The organism is Pseudomonas sp. 9_2_1 (genome assembly GCF_059295275.1).
Window position 1 is genome coordinate 4,428,018 of sequence record NZ_CM181239.1, and the last position, 17,485, is coordinate 4,445,502.

Genomic DNA, 17,485 nt, shown 5'->3' on the forward strand with positions numbered 1-17,485 from the left:
CTTGCATATGACACAAAGTGTCATTATGATCGCCGTGTGTCCTGACGACTCCCGCGTCGCTCAGCCCAGAACCGCCCCACTCCGGCAGGTACCCCCATGACGACCACCATGCACACCCCCAAGGACCAGTTGGTCAAACTCGCCCAGCAGCAGATGCTGACGGCGCTGGCCGACAACACCTACACCGCACGGCAAAAACTCGCCCTCACCTGCCGCATCCTGTTTGACGGCGGCCATGACTCTGGCCTGGCCGGGCAGATCACCGCACGTGCGCAGGAGCCTGGCACCTACTACACCCAGCAACTGGGTCTGGGCTTCGACGAAATTGCTGCTTCCAACCTGCTGGTGGTGGACGAGGACCTGACCGTGCTGCAAGGCCGTGGCATGGCCAACCCGGCTAACCGCTTCCACAGTTGGCTGTACCGCGCCCGCCCCGACGTCAACTGCATCATCCACACCCACCCGCTGCACAGCGCGGCCCTGTCGATGCTGGAGGTGCCGCTGGCGATCTCGCACATGGACCTGTGCCCGCTGTTCGATGACTGCGCATTCCTCCAGGAATGGCCCGGTGTGCCAGTGGGCAACGAAGAAGGCGAGATCATCGCCAACGCGATCGGCAACAAGCGCGCGATCCTGCTTTCCCACCACGGCCTGCTGATCGCCGGCGGCTCGATCGAAGAAGCCTGCGTGCTCGCCCTGCTGTTCGAGCGCGCGGCGAAGATGCAGCTGCTGGCCATGGGCGCCGGAGAAATCCGCCCCATCCCTGAGGCACTGGGCAAGGAAGCCCATGACTGGATCTCCACCCCCAAACGACATGGCGCCGCGTTCGGCTATTACGCCCGCCGTGCCTTGCGTGCCCACGGCGACTGCCTGGGCTGATCGAAGCTGTACTCTTTTCCTCAACAACGGCAAAGGTGCCTGGTCATGTCTACACCTGTAATTCGCGGCGTCATCGGCTACACCATCACTCCCTTCACCGCAGACGGCACGCTCGACCTGGAGGCCCTGGGCACGTCCATCGACCGCCTGATCGCCGACGGCGTACACGCCATTGCACCACTGGGCAGCACAGGCGAAGGGGCCTACTTGTCCGACAGCGAATGGGAAAGCGTGGTGCGCTTCAGCCAGGCACGCATTGCCGGGCGCGTGCCCAGCGTGGTCAGCGTCTCAGACCTGACCACCGCGCGCACCGTGCAACGCGCCCGCCTGGCCCAGACCTGCGGCGCCACGGCGGTGATGGTGCTGCCTATTTCCTACTGGAAGCTCACCGAAGCCGAAGTGATCGCCCACTACAAGGCGATCGGCGCGGCCATCGACATCCCGATCATGCTCTACAACAACCCGGGCACCAGCGGCACCGACCTGTCGGTGGAGCTGATCCTGCGCATTCTCGACGAAGTGCCAAATGTGACCATGGTCAAGGAAAGCACCGGCGACATCCAGCGCATGCACCGCCTGTTCACGGCCAGCGACGGCCAGGTGGCCTTCTACAACGGTTGCAACCCGCTCACCCTGGAAGCGCTGGTGGCCGGCGCCACCGGCTGGTGCACCGCTGCGCCCAACCTGATCCCGGCGCTGAACCTGGCACTGTGGCAGGCGGTGCAGCAAGGCGACCTGGCCGAAGCCCGGGCGCTGTTCTACCGCCAGTACGAACTACTGGAATACATCACCCGCCGCGGCCTGCCCACCACCATCAAGGCCGGCTTGAAAATGCTCGGCCAGGATGTCGGCGCCCCCCGCCTGCCCCTGCAGCCGCTCGACGCCCAGGGCAGCAGTTGCCTGAAGGGCCTGCTGGACACGTTGCGCGGCTGATCGACCTCACCGACGCCTGCGCGGCAGCACCCCGCCGCCGCGCAGCGCCCCGCCGGGAACAGATGAGCCAGAAGCTTCAGGTGTTTCCCGACAAAGGGTCGAGGCATACAGAGCCCGCTGAATCAGCGGGTTCCGTCATTTGAAACCTGCATCCAGCAAACAGAGGCAACCATGGACGCGCCTGCACAAAGCTCTTCAGCACCGCTACGGCTGACAGACATCCTTCACCCCGTGATCGCGGGAATCGTCTCGGTCATCGTCAATTACGGCGGCACCTTCATCCTGGTGTTCCAGGCCGCCAAAGTGGCCGGATTGAGCCCGGAGCTGACCGCTTCGTGGGTGTGGGCGGTGTCGATCGGCGTCGGCCTCAGCGGCCTGGCCTTGTCCTGGTACACCCGCGCACCGGTGATCACCGCCTGGTCCACGCCAGCCGCCGCGTTCCTGGTCACCGCTCTGGCCAGCGTGCCCTACAGCGAGGCCATCGGCGCCTACCTGCTCTCGGCAGCCGGCTTCGTGGTGCTGGGGCTGACCGGGTGTTTCGAGCGCCTGGTACGGGTCATTCCCGCCGGGATCGCTGCCGGGTTGCTGGCCGGCATCCTGCTGCAGTTCGGCATCGGTGCCTTCGCCGGGCTGTCGGTCGACCCGGCCCTGGCCGGGCTGCTGATTGCCGCCTACGTGGCGTTCAAGCGCTTCAGCGCTCGCTACGCCGTGGTGGGCATTCTGCTGCTGGGGCTTGGCTACCTGCTGCTTCAGGGGCAGGTGGGCGTGGCAGCGCTCAAGCTGGAATTCGCCTCGCCAGTGTTCACCGCCCCCAGCTTTTCGCTCAACGCCGCCCTCAGCGTGGCCCTGCCACTGTTTCTGATCACCCTGACAGGCCAGTACATGCCCGGCATGCTGGTGCTGCGCAACGACGGCTTCACCACCAGCGCCAACCCGATCGTTGCGGTCACTGGCCTGGGCTCGTTGCTGATGGCGCCGTTTGGCTCGCACGCCTTCAACATTGCGGCCATTACCGCAGCCATCTGCACCGGCAAGGAAGCCCACGAAGACCCGCGCAAGCGTTGGGTTGCGGGGATTGCCGCCGGTGTCTGCTACATCCTGGTGGGGGTGTTCGGGGTGACCCTGGCGAGTGTGTTCATGGCCCTGCCGGGGACGTTCATTACCACCCTGGCCGGCCTGGCCCTGCTGGGCACCATCGGCGGCAGCCTGGCCAGCGCAATGGCCGATGCCCGCGCTCGCGAGTCGGCACTGATCACCTTCCTGGCGGCAGCGGCCAATATCAGCCTGTTCGGCATTGGCGGGGCCTTCTGGGGCCTGGTCATCGGCCTGCTGGCCCATGCGGCGCTGAACGGCCGCCTTCCTCGGGTCAGCCGCAGCGCCCGTTAAACGGGCCCACTCCCTCAGCGCGCGCCACAGGCGCGCAGCGCTCGACAGGTATCGATATGCCGCGAACACCCAAGCTTCTTACCCAGGTTGCTGCCGTGCACTTTGTCAGCCATGTGCACATCATGCTGATCCCCGCCCTGCTGCCCGTGCTTCCCGGCCTGATGGGGGTCGGCTTCGTCGAGCTCGGCGTCGCCCTGGCGGTGTTCAACATCGTCTCCGCCCTGGTGCAGGCCCCGTTGGGCTATGCGGTCGACCACTACGGTGCACGCAAAGTGCTCAAGGCCGGGTTGCTGCTGGGAAGCCTCAGCTTCGTGCTGGTGGCGGTCAGCCCAGGCTATGGGGTGCTGCTGGTGGCCATGGCCCTGGCCGGCCTGGCCAATGGCGTGTACCACCCTGCCGACTATGCGTTGCTGGCCAAGGGCATCGAGCAAAGCCGCCTGGGCCGGGCGTTCTCTATTCATACCTTCGCAGGCTTCCTCGGCGCGGCGGTTACGCCGGCGGTATTTCTGGGTATCACCGCCTTGTTCGGCCTGCAGGCAGCCCTGGCGACGGGCGCGGCATTGGGGGTTGCGGCGTGGCTGTTGATCTCGGTGCCCGGTAGCGGCGTGTATCAGGTTGCTGGCCCAGGCAACAAAACTGCCGCCGCCTGCGCTGATGCGGCCGGCCGCGTGCGCTTGTTCACGCCGATGATCGGCGTGTTGACGGTGCTGTTCATCCTGCTCAACCTGAGCACCAGTGCAATCGAGAAATTCTCCGTGGCCGCTTTGGTCCAGGGGCAAGGCCTGACGCTGGCCTGGGCCAACACTGCACTGACCGCCTTCCTGCTCTGCAGCGCGGCGGGAGTGTTGTGCGGTGGAACCCTGGCTGACCGTACCCGCCGCCATGGCCTGGTGGCGGCACTGGCCTTCGCGCTGGCGGCGGCGCTGACCGCGCTGGTGGCCCTGGGGCTGCTGCAGGGCTGGCCGCTGGTGGTGGTGCTGGGCGCGATCGGCTTGCTGAGCGGGGTGATCGCCCCATCGCGAGACATGCTGGTCAAAGCGGCTGCGCCGCCAGGGGCCGAGGGTAAAACCTTCGGGCTGGTCTCGACCGGGTTCAATATCGGCGGCGCCATCGGGCCGGTGGGGTTCGGCTGGATGCTTGACCAGCGGCTGGCCAACGGGGTGTTTGCTGCGTCGATGGTGTTCATGTTGCTGACGGTGCTGCTGACTGTGGCGCAGGAGCTGGCAAGGCGGTGCTTGCCCCAATAGATGCAGCGCCTGTGAAATGGAGCGCTGCGCGGGTTCCGTCGGCCTGCTCCGGGTACAACGGGCGCCCAGCCACTGCAGCGGAATATCAGGCGAGGCCCAGCGACATGCAGGACATTTCTGTACCCCCAGGTCTCAAGCCTGGATAAATTTACCGGCAGCCATTGGTCGCCACCCCCCCGGATGGATTAAAGTATCACCCCTTGCCAAAGCCGCTGACTTCAGCCGCCTGCGGCCCCACACCAGGAACCGTCGACGATGGAACACCGTGAAGCGCTGATCGCGCTGCGCACCTTTCTTTCCACCCAGATCCTAGGCCAGGAAAAACTGGTCGAACGGCTGTTGATCGTGCTGCTGGCCGATGGCCATATGCTGGTGGAAGGTGCTCCGGGGCTGGCCAAGACCAAAGCCATCAAGGAGCTCGCCGAAGGCGTCGAGGCACAGTTCCATCGCATCCAGTTCACCCCCGACCTGCTGCCAGCCGACATCACCGGTACCGAAATCTATCGGCCGGAAACCGGCAGTTTCGTGTTCCAGCAGGGCCCGATCTTCCATAACCTGGTGCTGGCCGACGAAATCAACCGCGCACCGGCCAAGGTGCAGTCGGCGCTGCTCGAAGCCATGGCCGAGCGCCAGGTCAGCGTGGGCCGCAGTACCTACGACCTGTCGCCGCTGTTCCTGGTCATGGCCACGCAGAACCCCATCGAACAGGAAGGCACCTACCCGCTGCCCGAAGCCCAGCTCGACCGTTTCCTGATGCACGTGAAAATCGGCTTCCCCGACGCCGCGGTAGAGCGACGCATCCTGGCCCAGGCCCGCGGCGAAGCCCTGGGCGGCGAAAGCAAACCCGAGCGCCGGGTCAGCCAGCAGGCCATTTTTGCCGCGCGCAAGGAAATCCTCGGGTTGTACATGGCCGACGCGGTTGAGGAATACCTGGTGCAGCTGGTGATGGCCACCCGCACCCCGGCCAAGTTCGACGCCGAACTGGCCGACTGGATCGCCTACGGCGCCAGCCCGCGCGGCTCCATTTCGCTGGACCGCTGCTCGCGCGCGCACGCCTGGCTGGCCGGGCGCGACTTTGTCAGCCCCGAAGACATCCAGGCGGTGCTGTTCGACGTGCTGCGCCACCGCATCATCCTCTCGTTCGAGGCCGAGGCGGCGGGGATCGACCAGGACCGCGTGGTCCAGCGCATCCTCGACGTTGTCGCCGTTGCCTGAACCCATGCCCACCACCCAGCTGGCACAACCCGGCATCCGCATCGGCCTTGCCGAGCTGATCGACATGCGCCATCGCGTGCGCGAAATCCAGCTGTTTTCCAAGCCCGGCCAGCGCAGCCCGCTGGTAGGCCTGCACCACTCCAAGTTGCGCGGGCGCGGCGTGGATTTCGACCAGGTGCGCGTGTACCAGGCCGGCGACGACGTGCGCAACATCGACTGGCGCGTCACCGCCCGTACCCAGGAGCCGCACACCAAGCTGTTCCACGAAGAGCGCGAGCGGCCAATCTTCATCCTCGTCGAGCAGAGCCAGCGGCTGTTCTTCGGCTCCGGGCTGATGTTCAAGTCGGTGCTCGCGGCCCAGGCTGCAGCGCTGTTCGGCTGGGCCGCGCTGGGTCATAACGACCGCATCGGCGGGCTGGTGTTCGGCGACAACGAGCACCACGAAATCAAACCCCGGCGCAGCAAGCAGAGCCTGCTGCAACTGCTCAACCGCCTGGCCAAGGTCAACCAGGGGCTGCACACCGAGGCCACGCCCGGGGCCGACAGCCTGGGCCTGGCCCTGCGCCGCGCCCGCGAAGTGCTGCGCCCCGGCAGCCTGGCCATCGTGATTTGCGACGAGCGCTCGCTGAGCGCACAGGTGGAACAGCACCTGGCCATGCTCTCGCGCCATTGCGACCTGCTGCTGCTGCCGGTGTCCGACCCGCTCGACCATGCCCTGCCCGCCGCCGGCCTGCTGCGTTTTGCCCAGCGCAGCGCGCAGCTGGAGCTCGACACCCTCGACGCCAACCTGCGTCAGGCCTACCGTCAGCAGGCCGAAGCGCGCATCGAGCGCTGGGAGCTGATGGCGCAGAAGCTGCGCGTGGTGCTGCTGCCACTGAGCACGCAGAGCGAAATGATCGAGCAACTGCGTGAACACATGAGCGCCCAGCGGCCGCGGAGCGCCTCATGAACCCGCTTGACCAGCTGCACCCGCTGATCGAGCCGGCGCCGGTCGGGCTGTGGCCACCCGCGATCGGCTGGTGGCTGCTGCTGGCCTTGCTGCCGCTGCTGGCCTGGGGCCTGTGGCGGCTGCGCCGCTGGCGCCCCACCAAGCGCCGCATCGTGCGTGCCGAACAACCGCTCGACCCGGTGCGCGTCGAAGCCCTGGCCGAGCTGGCCCGCCTGCCTCGCCCGTACGACGGCGCCCCGGCCGGTGCGTGGCTGCAGCAGATCAACGCCCTGCTCAAGCGCCTGTGCCGCAACCATTATCCGGGGGCCAACAGCCATACCCTCAACGGCCGCCAGTGGCTGGCGTTTCTCGACAACCGCTGTCCGGCCGCCGGCCTGACCCGCTGGATGGTGCTGGTCGAAGGCGCCTACAAACCCGAGTGCAAGCTCGACGACAAAGCCATCGTCGGGCTCAGCCAGGCCGTCGAAACCTGGATCCGCAAGCATGTTTGAACTGGCCTGGCCTTGGGTCTTCACCCTGCTGCCGCTGCCATGGCTGGCGCGCCTGCTGCTGCCTGCCGCCGACAGCGGCGAGCCAGTGCTCAAGGTGGGCTTCCTGAACGAACTGGAAAGCCTGGCCGGGCGCCGTGCGCGGCTCAACCTCCCAACCTGGCGCCAGCAGGCGCCGTTCGTCATCATCTGGCTGTTGCTGCTGTGCGCCGCCGCCCGCCCGCAATGGCTGGGCGAGCCGGTGCCGGTGGCCGCCAGCGGCCGCGACCTGCTGGTGGCGGTCGATGTGTCCGGGTCCATGGACTTCCCCGACATGCAGTGGGAGAACGAAGACATCAGCCGCCTCGATCTGGTCAAAGCGCTGCTTGGCGACTTTCTGCAAGACCGTGAAGGCGACCGCGTGGGCCTGATCCTGTTCGGCAGCCAGGCCTACCTGCAGGCCCCGCTCACCTTCGACCGGCGCACCGTGCGCACCTTCCTCATGGAGGCGCAGATCGGCATCGCCGGCAAGAACACCGCCATCGGCGACGCCATCGGCCTGGCGGTCAAGCGCCTGCGCGAGCGCCCGGCACAAAGCCGGGTGCTGGTACTGATCACCGACGGTGCCAACAACGGTGGGCAGATCCACCCGCTGACCGCCGCGCGCCTGGCAGCCCAGGAAGGCGTGCGCATCTATACCATCGGTATCGGCGCCAACCCCGAAGCCAGTGGCACCCCCGGCTTGCTCGGCCTCAACCCGAGCCTGGACCTGGACGAAGCCGCGCTCAAGGAAATCGCCGACATCAGCCACGGCGCCTACTTCCGTGCCCATGACGGCGCCGAGCTGGACGCCATTGGCGACACCCTGGACCAACTGGAGCCGGTGGCCCAGCAACCGACCCAGGCGCGCACGGCCAAGGCCCTGTATGCCTGGCCCCTGGCCCTGGCGCTGCTGCTCAGCGTGCTGCTGGTAGTAGCGGTGCAATGGCCCGACAACCTGCTGCATCGCCTGCTGCGCAAGCCGAGCTTCCTGCAGCCGCACCCGGAATGGCGCCAGCGCCTCAAGCGCCTGCGTCTGAGGAGACGGCGATGATCGACCTGTGGCCACAATGGCTGCGCCCGCTCTGGCTGCTGGCCGTGCCGCTGCTCGGCTGGCTGCTGTACAAGCTGTGGCATCGGCGCAAACGTGCCGGGCGCTGGCAGATGATTCTACCGCCGGCGTTTCATGGCGTGCTGCTGGGTGGCGGCAGCGGCAGTAGCAGCAAGCTGCCGTGGGTGGCCCTGGGCCTGGCCTGGGCGCTGGTGATCCTGGCCCTGCTCGGGCCCAGCTGGCAGCGCCTGGAAGAAAACCGCCAGCGCCCGGCCGACCCGCTGGTGATCCTGCTCGAACTGACCCCGCAGATGCTCGCCGAGGACAGCCCGCCCAACCGCCTGGAGCAGGCCCGGCGCAAGGTTCTCGACCTGCTCGAACACCGCCGCGACAGCCAGACTGCACTGGTGGTCTATGCGGGCTCCGCGCACACACTGGTGCCGTTGTCCGATGACCTGGCCACCACCCGCAATCTGCTCGAGGCCGTCGACCCGTCGATCATGCCCAAACCCGGCCAGCGCGCCGACCTGGCCGTGCAAAAAGGACTGGCGCTGCTGGCCCAGAGCGGCCTGGGCCAGGGCCGCCTGTTGCTGATCGGTTCGGCGCTCAGTGCAGCCGAGCGCCAGGGCATCGCCCAAGCCCTTGGCCGCCAGGGCCCGAGCCTGTTGATGCTGGGCATCGGCAGCCGCGAAGGCGCACCGGTGCGCCAGGCCAACGGTGAATACCTCAAGGACGATCAGGGCGGCATCCTGGTACCGCGCCTGGACAGCAGCAGCCTCAAAAGCTTCATCAGCGGCACCGGGGGGCGCTACCGCCATGCCCGCATTGACGACCTCGACCTGCGTGGCCTGGGCCTTTTCGACAACCCGCGCAGCGCCCGCAACGACGGCCAGACCGTGCAGCTGGACAGCTGGGCCGACCAGGGCTACTGGCTGCTGATCCCGCTGTTGCTGCTGGCCGCCTGCGCCGGCCGGCGTGGCTGGCTGTTCTGTTTGCCGCTGCTGCTGGCACTGCCTCAGCCCAGCCAGGCGTTCGAGTTCAACGACCTGTGGCTGCGCCCCGACCAGCAAGGCCAGCGCCTGCTTGAGCAAAACCGTCCGGCCAGCGCCGCGCGCCACTTCCACGACCCGCAATGGCGTGGCATGGCCCTGTACCAGGCCGGCGATTATGCCGCTGCCGCCGACGCTTTTTCCCAAGGCGACACGGCCGCAGCCCACTACAATCGAGGCAATGCCCTGGCCCGCAGCGGCGAGCTGGAAGCCGCGCTCGACGCCTACGAGCAAGCCCTGGAGCGCCAGCCCGACCTGCAACTGGCGCTGGACAACCAGGCGCTGGTGCAACAAATGCTGCAACAGCGCGAAGCCCAGGCCGAAGAACAGCCGCCACACAGCGATGCCCAAAGCACACCCGGCAGCGAAACCGAAGGCAACAGCAGTTCGGCCAGCAGCCCCGCGCAAGGCACGCCCGGCGGTGACCCACAAGCCAACGCCGAACAACCCGGCGAAGGCAGCAACAACACCCAGGCCACACCCGGTAACCAGGCAGGCGCGGATGACAGCGTCATCCAGCCGCCCCAGCGACCGGTATCGACCAGCCTCGATGCCGAACAGCGCCAGGCCCTGGAACAATGGCTGCGGGAGATTCCGGATAATCCGGCGGAGCTGCTGCGGCGCAAATTCTGGTATGAACAGCAATTGCATCAGGAAAACCCACGATGAGTCGCTTCGGCGTCTTTATTCTCAGTGCACTCTGGGCCGTACTGGCCCAGGCCGAACCGCTGCTACAGGCGAGTGTTGACCGTACCCGCCTGGAAGCCGGCGAAAGCCTGGAGCTGACCCTGGAAAGCCAGGACGTGACGCAGTTCGGCAAGCCCGACCTGCGCGCCCTGGAAGGCGACTTCGAAGTGCGCGGCACGCGCCAGCTCAACAGCCTGCACACGCTGGACGGTGAAACCCGCGCCAGCACCCGCTGGATCATCACCCTGCTGCCACGCCGCAGCGGCAGCCTGCGCATCCCCGAGCTACAGCTGGGCCAGTCGCACAGCCAGGCGATCGAGCTGCAGGTGCTGCAGGCCGATGCCAGCCGCCAGGACAGCGCCCAAGTGTTCGTCGAGGCAACCCTCGACAGCACCGAGGTCTACGTGCAGGCCCAGGCCGTGCTGACCTTGCGCATCTACCATTCGGTGGCGCTGTACGACGACAGCAGCCTCAGCCCGCTGCAACTGGAAAATGCCAAGGTCGAGCCGCTGGGCGAATCGCGCACCTATGAAAAGGAAATCAATGGTGTGCGCCACGGCGTGATCGAGACCCGCTATGCGCTGTATGCCCAGCAAAGCGGCAGCCTCGACATCCCGCCACTGACGTTCACCGCCACCGCCGCTGCCAGCAGCGATGAAGCGCCGCAAGGCAACGGCACGGCCCGCGCCGGTCGCCAGGTGCAGGTCAGCTCGCTGCCTTTGCGCCTGGCCGTGCGGCCGATTCCGCCGGCCTGGCCCGCGGGTGTGCCGTGGTTGCCAGCGCGCAGCCTGACCCTGGAAGAACACTGGAACCCCGACCCCGGCACCCAGCAGGTGCAGATTGGCGATTCGCTGACGCGCAACATCACGCTGCGTGCCGATGGCCTGTCCAGCACCCAGCTGCCACCGCTGCCGGCCACCGAAATCACCGGCCTGCGCCGCTACCCGGACCAGCCGTTGCTGCGCAACGAAATCAGCGAGCGTGGCATGACAGCCAACCGCGAAGAGCGTGAAGCGCTGGTGCCGACCCACAGCGGCACACTGGCGCTGCCGGCGCTGGAGGTGACCTGGTGGAACACCCGCGAAGACCATCTGGAGCACAGCAGCCTGCCGGCGCGCACACTGGATGTGCAGGACAACCCGGCCTTGAGCGCCGACACGCCGGTGGGTGAAAGCAGCAGTGTCAGCGCCCTGCTGTGGCCGTGGCAGCTGGCCACCCTGATGTTTGCCCTGAGCACAGTGCTGGGCTTTGCCCTGTGGTGGCGTGCGCGCTCGCGACCGGCGGTGCTGCGTGCCGCGCAGACCGGGCCCAGCCCGCGCACCTTGCTGGATGACCTCAAGCGCGCGTGCCAGGCCAATGATCCCCATGCCACTCGCCAGGCGCTGGATGCCTGGGCGCGACAGCAGCCGGAGACCCTGGCTGAGATGGCAGCGCGCTTTGTGCCGTTGTCGGATGCGCTGGATGGGTTGAACGGGGCGCTGTACAGCGAGAGCGGGCAGTATTGGCAGGGGGAGGATTTGTGGCGGGCGATCGGGGTTATTCCCTCGGCGGAGCAGGTGTTGGTGCCGGCTGGGGAGAATGGCAGCTTGCCGCCGCTTTATCCGAAATGATCCGGCTGGTGGGCGGCGTATCCGGGGGGGGGGATCACAATGGGCCTGCCGACAATTCTCCGGCTTGGGTTACCATACCCCCTTCACGCAACGCCCATCCCCAGCCAAGCCCTCGCTTGCTCGACTCGACACCAACAGGTCATCCATGCGTCTGTTTCATACCTCCGACTGGCACCTGGGCCAAAGCCTGCACGGCCAGGAACGCGACTTCGAACACGCCTGCTTCCTCGACTGGCTGCTCGGCCAGCTGCGCCTGCGCCAGCCGGATGCGCTGCTGATCGCCGGCGATATCTTCGACACCGTCAACCCGCCGGTCAAAGCCCAGGAACGCCTCTACGACTTCATCGTCCAGGCCCACGAGCAACAGCCCAAGCTGGACATCGTGATGATCGCCGGCAACCACGACTCCGGCTCGCGCATCGAGCTGCCCGCCGCGCTCATGCGCCGCCTGCGCACCCATGCCCTGGGCCGCGTGCACTGGCTGGACGAGGGCCAGCTGGATGCCGAACGCCTGCTGATCCCGCTGACCAACGGCCGTGGCAAGGTCGCCGCCTGGTGCCTGGCCCTGCCGTTTCTGCGTCCGGCCGAAGTGACTGGCCCGCAACTGGGTGACGACTACCTGCAGGGCATCACCCAGGTGCACCAGCAACTGATCGCCGCCGCGCAGAAAAAGCGCAAGAAAGACCAGGCGCTGATCGCCATCAGCCACGCCCACATGGCCGGTGGCGCGGTGTCGGAAGACTCCGAACGCAGCCTGATCATCGGCAACGCCGAAGCCCTGCCGGCCAAGCTGTTCGACAAGGCCATCAGCTACGTCGCCCTGGGCCATCTGCACAAGCCGCAGAAGGTCAACCGCGAAGAGCGCATCCGCTACAGTGGCTCGCCGATCCCGCTGTCGTTCGCCGAAGTCAACTACCCGCACCAGGTGCTGGAAGTGGAGCTGAACGGCAGCGATCTGGTCAGCATCGAACCCCGCCCGGTGCCGCGCGCCGTGGCGCTGCAACGGGTCGGCCCGGCGCCGCTGGGCGAACTGCTGCAGCAACTGGCCGAACTGCCGGTGATCGACCTGCTCGAAGACCCCAACCGCCAGCCCTGGCTGGAGGTGCGGGTGATACTGGATGAACCGCAACCGGACCTGCGCCAGCAGATCGAAAGCGCACTCCAAAGCAAGGCCGTGCGGCTGATCCGCATCAGCGCCGAATACGCCGGCCGCAACAATGCCGAAGACGATGGCCTGGCCTTTGTCGAACTGTCGCAGATGACCCCGCAGGACCTGTTCAGCCGGGCCTGGGAACAGGCCTACGGCAACCCCGCCGACGAGCAGGCGCTGGCCGACTTTGCCCTGCTGTTGCAGGACGTGCAGCTGGAAGAGGAGCAGCCATGAAGATTCTCGCCATTCGCCTGAAGAACCTGGCATCGCTGGCCGGCCCGATCGACATCGATTTCACCGCCGAACCGTTGGCCAGTGCCGGCCTGTTCGCCATCACCGGGCCTACCGGCGCCGGCAAAAGCACCCTGCTCGACGCCCTGTGCCTGGCGCTGTTCGGCACCGTACCGCGGCTCAACGACATTGGCCGCGAGGCCAAGGTGCCGGACGCCGACGGCGAGATCCCCACCTCCGACCCGCGCAACCTGCTGCGCCGTGGCACCGGCAGCGGCTTTGCCGAGGTGGATTTCGTCGGCATCGACGGCCGTCGCTACCGCTCGCGCTGGGAAGCCAACCGCGCCCGCGACAAGGCAAACGGCAAGCTGCAACTCAGCCGCCAGAGCTTCTACGACCTCGACAGCGAGCAGGTGCTGGCCAGCGCCAAGAACGAATTCAAGGCACTGGTCGAAGCCCGTCTGGGCCTGAACTTCGAACAGTTCACCCGTGCGGTGATGCTGGCCCAGAGCGAGTTCGGCGCCTTCCTCAAGGCCGACGACAAAGACCGCAGCGAACTGCTGGAAAAGCTCACCAACACCGCCATTTACACCCGCCTGGGCCAACGTGCCTTCAGCAAGGCCCGCGAGGCCGGCGACACCCACAACGCCCTGAAGGACCGCGCCAGCCACCTGCTGCCGATGGCCGCCGAAGCCCGTGCCGAGCTCGACCAGCAGCTGGAGCAGGCGCAGCAGCAGTTCAAGGCCGACCAGGCCGGCGAGCGCCAGCTGGAACAGCAACGCAGCTGGCTGAATGAACAACGCCAGCTGCAGGCCCAGCACAGCGAGGCCAGCAACGCCCTGCAGGCCGCCGAACAGGACTGGCAGCAGCTGGCCGAGCCACGCCTGGACCTTGCGCGCCTGGAGCGCCTGGCCCCGCAGCGCCACCAGTTTCACCGCCAGCAGACGCTGACTGCGCAGTTGCTGCCACTGGCGACGAGGATCACTGAACAACACCAGCAGCAAACCGAACTGCAGGTGCGTACTACCGAGCTCGAACAAGCGCAGGTCACCGCGCGCCAGGCCCTTGCCGATAAGCAGGCACAGCACGGCGAAAATGCCCCGCGCCTGCGCCAGGCTTTTGCCGTCCAGGACAACCTGGCGCGGCTGGATCAGGAGCTGGTGACACAACACAGCACCCGCCAACAGGCCGAGCAGGAAGTTACCGACGGCCAGCAGCACGTGCAGCAGCTGGAGGCCAATCAGCAGCGCAGCCTGCAACAATTGGCACAGATCGACACGGCGCTCGCCGACAGCCAGCACCTGGCGGGCCTGGCCAACGCCTGGCACGCCTACCTGCCGCAACTGAAGCAGGTGATGCAGATCGGCGCCCGCCTGGCCAAAGGCCGTGAAGAACTGCCCGGCCTGCAAGCTCTGGCCAGCCAGGCCAATGTGCACCTGCAAGCCGAGCGTGACGCCCATGACCTGCTGTTCCGCGAGGCCAAGGCCGAGCCCCAGGCCCTGGCGGAGCAGATCGACCTGCTGGGCAGCATGCTGCAGGAAAACCGCAAGCAGCAACGCGCCGTTGAAGTGCTCGCGCGCCTTCATGGCCGTGAACAGGAGCTGCGCCAACAGCTGAATGCCGTGCGCGAGCGCCAGCAGCAGGCCATGCAGCAGCGCCAGCAGCTGATCAGCCAGGGCACCGCAGCCAAGGCCGAACTGGAAGCCGCCGAGCAGGCGCTCAACCTCACCCGCCAGTTGCTGGAACGCCAGCGCCTGGCGCGCAACACGAGCGTCGAAGAGCTGCGTGCCCAACTGCGCGACGGCGAGCCTTGCCCGGTATGCGGCAGCGCCGAGCATCCCTTCCATCAACCCGAAGCGCTGCTGCAAAGCCTGGGTCGCCATGACCAGGCAGAAGAAGCCGCCGCGCAAAAGCAGGTGGAAAACCTCAACAGCACGCTGGTGGAGCTGCGCACCCAGCTGGGGGTGATCAACGCCCAGCTCAAGGATTATCAGCAGCAACAGCAGCAACTGGATGAGCAGCTGCAACCCTTGATGGCCGAGGTGCAGGCGCACAGCCTGTGGCCGGCACTTGCGCCGCAGGACGACAAGGCCCGCCGCGCCTGGCTGGACAGCCAGCTACGGCGTCTGGACGAAGTGATCAACCAGGACGAGAAGCGCCAGAGCGCGCTGCTCGCCCTGCAACGCGACGCCGCCCGCCTCAACCAGCAGCTGCAAGCCGCGCACGATGCCCAACAGCAGGCCCAGCGCCATCTGGAGCAACAGCATCAGGCCCTGGCAAACGACGAGCAGCAGCTGCAGCAAGGCCTGAACGACCTGGCCGGCGTGTTGCCCGATGAAGCCCTCAAGGCCTTGAACGACGACCCGGCCAATGCCTTTCTCGCCCTCGATCAGCAAATCGCCCAGCGCCTGCAACAACTGGAACAACGCAAGGACGAGCAGGAGGAACAGCAAGCCCGTCAAGCTCAGCTGGACAAGCTGCGCGACCAGCAACAGGCGCGCGCACAGGCGCTGCAGCAATTGCAGCAGAAACTCGCCACACTCGACCAGCAGCGCCAGCAGGCCCAGGCTTCGCTGGCCGAACTGCTGGGCGAACATGCCAGCGCCGAAGCCTGGCAACAGCACATGGACGCCGCGCTGGAGCACGCGCGCGCCCTCGACGCCGACACCGCCCAGCGCCTGCAGGCGTTGCGCACCCAGGGCGTGCAGCTGGCCAGCGAGCTCAACGCCAATGCTCAACAGCATCAGGCGCTGGACAACGAGTGCCAGCAGTTGCAAGGGCAGATTGCGCAGTGGCGCAGCGAACACCCTGAACTGGATGACGCCGGGCTGGATCGATTGCTGGCCATGGACGATGCCCAGGTCAGTGAACTGCGCCAGCGCCTGCAAGGCGCCGAAAAAGCCATTGAGCAGGGTCGCGTGCTCCTGCAGGAGCGCGAACAGCGCCTGCAGCACCACGCCGCGCAAACCACCGTGGAAACTTCGGCCGAAGCGCTGGAGCAAGCCCTGGCCGACTTGCGCGAACGCCTCGCCGGCCATGAGCAGCAATGCGCCGAATTGCGTGCGCAGCAGGCCGACGACCAACGTCGCCAGCAGGCCTCCCAGGCCTTGGCAGCAGAAATCGAGCAGGCCCACCAGCAGTGGCAACGCTGGGCGCGCCTGAGTGGGCTGATCGGTTCAGCCTCGGGCGATGTATTCCGCAAGATCGCCCAGGGCTACAACCTCGACCTGCTGCTGCACCACGCCAACGCCCAGCTACGCCAACTGGCCCGGCGCTATCGCCTCAAGCGCGGCGGCAGCGCCCTCGGCCTGCTGGTGCTGGACACCGAGATGGGCGACGAGCTGCGCTCGGTGCACTCGCTGTCGGGCGGTGAAACCTTCCTGGTGTCGCTGGCGCTGGCCCTGGGCCTGGCCTCGATGGCTTCCAGCACCCTGCGCATCGAATCGCTGTTCATCGACGAAGGTTTCGGCAGCCTCGACCCCGAGTCGCTGCAACTGGCCATGGACGCCCTCGATGGCTTGCAGGCCCAGGGCCGCAAGGTGGCGGTGATTTCCCATGTACAGGAGATGCACGAACGCATCCCGGTGCAGATCCAGGTGCGTCGTCAAGGCAATGGCCTGAGCGATGTGGAGGTGTGCGGGTGATTCTCTACTCGTTCCGCCGCTGCCCATGGGCCATGCGTGCGCGCCTGGCACTGCGCTATGCCGGGTGCCAGGTGCAGATCTGCGAGGTGGCGATGAAGCACAAGCCGGCAGAATTGCTGGCCTTGTCGCCCAAGGGCACGGTGCCGGTGCTGGACACCGGTGCCGGGGTGCTGGAGGAAAGCCTGGATATCATGCGCTGGGCGCTGGAGCAGAACGACCCGCAGGACTGGCGGCTACAAGGCGCCCCGGCCGCAGCGCAGCAAGCTGAGGATCTGATTGCGCGCAATGACAGCACGTTCAAGGTGCAGGTAAACCTGTACAAGTATGCCGAGCGCTATCCCGAGCATTCCCGCGAGCATTACCGCCTGCAGGCCGAGGCCTGGCTGGCGGAGCTCGAAGGCCTGCTGGATGGGCGGGGCAACTTGCTGGCTGACCATCCAAGCCTGGCCGATGCCGCGTTGCTACCCCTGATGCGCCAGTTTGCCGGGGTCGAACCGCTGTGGTTCGCCGAGGCGGCTTATCCGCGGGTGCGGAGCTGGCTGGAGAGGTGGCTGGCTTCGGAGCTGTTCAAGTCGGTCATGGCCAAATGAAATCTGCTCCTGCACTGGCCCTATCGCCGACAAGCCAGCTCCCACAGGTACCGCGCTGGGCGTGAGGCCTGCATATCCCTTGTGGGAGCTGGCTTGCCGGCGATAGGGCCAGTACAGGATTCAATGGTTATGTTTGCCACTCAGGGCCGCGTGGAAGTTGGCACTCTGGCGCAGGTACTGCTCGGTGTAGCTGTGGTTTGCGGATGCCTTGCGAGTGGAATCGGCATGGGCATGCGTGGGCAGTACCACTGAGGCAGAAATGGCGGATGCGGCGATGACCGGGAAGAGATTGAAGTTCATCTGGGCTGACCTCGACGGCGGTGGTTTGACGGTGGCCCGTTTGGGCCTTGGATCAAAC

Annotated in this window: 14 protein-coding genes; 13 read left to right on the top strand and 1 reads right to left on the bottom strand. The window is 66.7% G+C overall.

The genetic code is table 11. From position 1 onward, the window contains the following. The first annotated feature begins 96 nt into the window (after nucleotides 1–96). From AC5O5I_RS20150 to AC5O5I_RS20210, 13 genes are all read left to right on the top strand, one after another. Nucleotides 97–879, top strand: coding sequence for an aldolase (locus AC5O5I_RS20150; protein WP_172286481.1), 783 nt, complete (start codon nucleotides 97–99; stop codon nucleotides 877–879). Nucleotides 880–924: 45 nt separating this feature from the next. Next, nucleotides 925–1,812, top strand: a complete 888-nt coding sequence (locus tag AC5O5I_RS20155; protein WP_172231368.1) for a dihydrodipicolinate synthase family protein — start codon at nucleotides 925–927, stop codon at nucleotides 1,810–1,812. Nucleotides 1,813–1,983: 171 nt separating this feature from the next. Then, a complete protein-coding gene (locus tag AC5O5I_RS20160) occupies nucleotides 1,984–3,198 on the top strand; it encodes a benzoate/H(+) symporter BenE family transporter (protein WP_172286479.1) in 1,215 nt (404 codons plus the stop codon). 56 nt (nucleotides 3,199–3,254) lie between these two features. Continuing rightward, nucleotides 3,255–4,445: an MFS transporter gene (locus AC5O5I_RS20165; RefSeq protein ID WP_494511438.1), complete on the top strand. Its 1,191-nt coding sequence runs from the start codon at nucleotides 3,255–3,257 to the stop codon at nucleotides 4,443–4,445. A gap of 255 nt (nucleotides 4,446–4,700) precedes the next feature. Continuing rightward, entirely contained in the window at nucleotides 4,701–5,660 is a 960-nt protein-coding gene (locus tag AC5O5I_RS20170) for an AAA family ATPase (protein WP_172286477.1), read from the top strand. A 4-nt stretch (nucleotides 5,661–5,664) separates the two neighbouring features. Then, complete coding sequence (locus tag AC5O5I_RS20175) at nucleotides 5,665–6,609, top strand: DUF58 domain-containing protein (protein WP_172218542.1); 945 nt, start codon at nucleotides 5,665–5,667, stop codon at nucleotides 6,607–6,609. Continuing rightward, nucleotides 6,606–7,100, top strand: a complete 495-nt coding sequence (locus tag AC5O5I_RS20180) for a DUF4381 domain-containing protein (RefSeq protein ID WP_172218544.1) — start codon at nucleotides 6,606–6,608, stop codon at nucleotides 7,098–7,100. Before AC5O5I_RS20175 ends, AC5O5I_RS20180 begins: the two co-directional genes overlap by 4 nt. Then, nucleotides 7,093–8,169, top strand: coding sequence for a vWA domain-containing protein (locus AC5O5I_RS20185; RefSeq protein ID WP_494511439.1), 1,077 nt, complete (start codon nucleotides 7,093–7,095; stop codon nucleotides 8,167–8,169). Before AC5O5I_RS20180 ends, AC5O5I_RS20185 begins: the two co-directional genes overlap by 8 nt. Continuing rightward, nucleotides 8,166–9,884, top strand: a complete 1,719-nt coding sequence (locus tag AC5O5I_RS20190; RefSeq protein ID WP_494511440.1) for a vWA domain-containing protein — start codon at nucleotides 8,166–8,168, stop codon at nucleotides 9,882–9,884. The genes AC5O5I_RS20185 and AC5O5I_RS20190 overlap by 4 nt, the downstream gene beginning before the upstream one ends. Beyond that, entirely contained in the window at nucleotides 9,881–11,512 is a 1,632-nt protein-coding gene (locus AC5O5I_RS20195) for a BatD family protein (protein WP_172218549.1), read from the top strand. The genes AC5O5I_RS20190 and AC5O5I_RS20195 overlap by 4 nt, the downstream gene beginning before the upstream one ends. 145 nt (nucleotides 11,513–11,657) lie before the next feature. Further along, nucleotides 11,658–12,896, top strand: coding sequence for an exonuclease SbcCD subunit D C-terminal domain-containing protein (locus tag AC5O5I_RS20200; RefSeq protein WP_172218551.1), 1,239 nt, complete (start codon nucleotides 11,658–11,660; stop codon nucleotides 12,894–12,896). After that, nucleotides 12,893–16,537: an AAA family ATPase gene (locus AC5O5I_RS20205; protein WP_172287141.1), complete on the top strand. Its 3,645-nt coding sequence runs from the start codon at nucleotides 12,893–12,895 to the stop codon at nucleotides 16,535–16,537. The genes AC5O5I_RS20200 and AC5O5I_RS20205 overlap by 4 nt, the downstream gene beginning before the upstream one ends. After that, a complete protein-coding gene (locus AC5O5I_RS20210) occupies nucleotides 16,534–17,127 on the top strand; it encodes a glutathione S-transferase (RefSeq protein WP_494511441.1) in 594 nt (197 codons plus the stop codon). The genes AC5O5I_RS20205 and AC5O5I_RS20210 overlap by 4 nt, the downstream gene beginning before the upstream one ends. 120 nt (nucleotides 17,128–17,247) lie before the next feature. Here AC5O5I_RS20210 and AC5O5I_RS20215 read toward each other — a convergent pair whose 3' ends face one another. Then, entirely contained in the window at nucleotides 17,248–17,427 is a 180-nt protein-coding gene (locus tag AC5O5I_RS20215) for a hypothetical protein (protein WP_172218557.1), read from the bottom strand. Nucleotides 17,428–17,485: the final 58 nt, after the last annotated feature.